Here is a 1,169-nt window from a genome sequence, read left to right on the forward strand (position 1 = left end):
TGGGCGAGCGCGTCGATCCGGTGCTGGAGGATGGTCTGAGTGACCAGCGCCTGGTCGGCGACGTCGCCGACCACGAGCTTGACGCCCTCGGGCACGGCCCAGTCGAAGCCGGTGGACAGGTCGTCGAGGACCACGATCTCCTCGTGGCCCGCGTCCAGCAGCGCCAGAACCATGTGGCTGCCGATATACCCAGCCCCGCCCGTCACAAGAACCGCCATCACATCGCTCCCGACCCGCACAATTCGATTTGTCGACACGCCTATACAGAGCAAAGTCGCGGTTCGCCCATCGGCACTGGTCCGGGGCGTTCGTTCAGGCCGTCTCCGCGGCTGGCCCGAACATCGGCGCGCCCCGCTGCCGGCGTGATCCGCAGGGACGGCTCCCGGTCATGCGCCGCACGGACCGACCGCACGTCGCGGAACGCCTGACCCGACGACGAACTGTCTTGCCGGGCGCGGATTACACGGCCGACGACCGGCACCTTCTCCTCAGGCGGGTGCGTAGTTTTCAGCAAGGCGGCGCGTCGGCTGCGGCCGCCAGCGCTCGAGCCCAAATGCAAGCTGAGCATCAGCCGTCCCCGAGGTCTGGGCCAGCGAAGGGCTGTAAACCGGACCGTGGACGTCCGCTTCGCGTGCGCCGCACCAAAGGAAGCGGTGCTCTCAACCGGCCCATGCCTATGCGGACACTAGACCGACACATACCAACATACAGCCCATGACAGCATCGTCCCCCCGCCGTTTCCGCCAATGCCGGCGCTAATCCCGTTCGCTACATTGCATAGCCGCATAATATGAATGCAAGTTAGACTGTGATTACCGGTATAGCGTAGCTTGTAACAGGGTCGATAATTCGTTAGAAGAAGCTATTAACGAGTCATTAACTATCTTCTCGTGACACCCGTTCCAGGAAACGAGCCCATGCTGCGCGAGGCCGGCCCCCATGTTTCCCCCCTCGCCTCTGCGCCGCACCATAGGGTTGAGATGTCCGATGTGGCCGATCAGATTGTGGATCAGGTGAGCGAGGCTGCGGAGGCCGTGGCGGAGGCGGTTCTGCCGGAGACGCCGTTCGTGGCCCGGGGGCTTCGGCTGGACTGGGCGGCCAAGCGCGGTCTCGACATCGGGGTCGCGGCGACCGCGCTGTTCCTGTTGCTGCCGCTGATGCTGCTGATC

General features: G+C 64.6%; 1 protein-coding gene and 1 pseudogene. One reads left to right on the top strand and one right to left on the bottom strand.

Annotation, left to right across the window (positions count from 1 at the left end; genetic code table 11):
• Positions 1-218 (bottom strand): NAD-dependent epimerase/dehydratase family protein (locus tag AKJ13_RS29845; protein WP_144426459.1); only part of this gene is annotated, 218 nt, incomplete at its 3' end.
• Positions 219-917: 699 nt separating this feature from the next.
• Between AKJ13_RS29845 and AKJ13_RS29850 the strand changes: the two are divergent.
• Positions 918-1,169, top strand: a pseudogene (locus AKJ13_RS29850) (sugar transferase); the annotation flags it as partial.

Source organism: Methylobacterium sp. ARG-1 (assembly GCF_001262595.1).
Lineage (GTDB): Bacteria > Pseudomonadota > Alphaproteobacteria > Rhizobiales > Beijerinckiaceae > Methylobacterium > Methylobacterium brachiatum.